At 60.5% G+C, this 408-nt stretch carries 1 pseudogene; it reads left to right on the top strand.

What is annotated here, in order from left to right:
• Positions 1 to 406: pseudogene (locus AC3WTI_RS24260) on the top strand (hypothetical protein); the annotation flags it as partial.
• Positions 407 to 408 lie beyond the last annotated feature (2 nt).

The following is a 408-nucleotide window of genomic DNA, read 5'->3' as shown; positions in this document are numbered from 1 at the left end:
AGGAGCCACTGGCGCTACTGGTATAGGAGTTACTGGACCTACCGGACCTTCTGGCGGGCCTCCTGGACCTACCGGACCTCAGGGGCCTCAAGGTAACACTGGCGCTACTGGTGCCACTGGACCTCAGGGTGTTCAAGGACCAGCAGGGGCTACTGGCGCTACTGGACCTCAAGGTGCTCAAGGACCAGCAGGGGCTACTGGTGCTACTGGTGCTACTGGCGCTACTGGACCTCAGGGTGTTCAAGGTAACACTGGCGCTACCGGTGCTACTGGACCTCAGGGTGTTCAAGGACCAGCAGGGGCTACCGGTGCTACTGGACCTCAGGGTGTTCAAGGACCAGCAGGGGCTACTGGTGCTACTGGTGCTACTGGCGCTACTGGACCTCAGGGTGTTCAAGGTAACACTGG

The sequence above is a fragment of the Bacillus sp. EB106-02-03-XG38 genome (assembly GCF_058792175.1).
The sequence above is the reverse complement of the archived record's forward strand: the minus strand, read 5'-3'. Positions and strand labels throughout refer to the sequence as shown.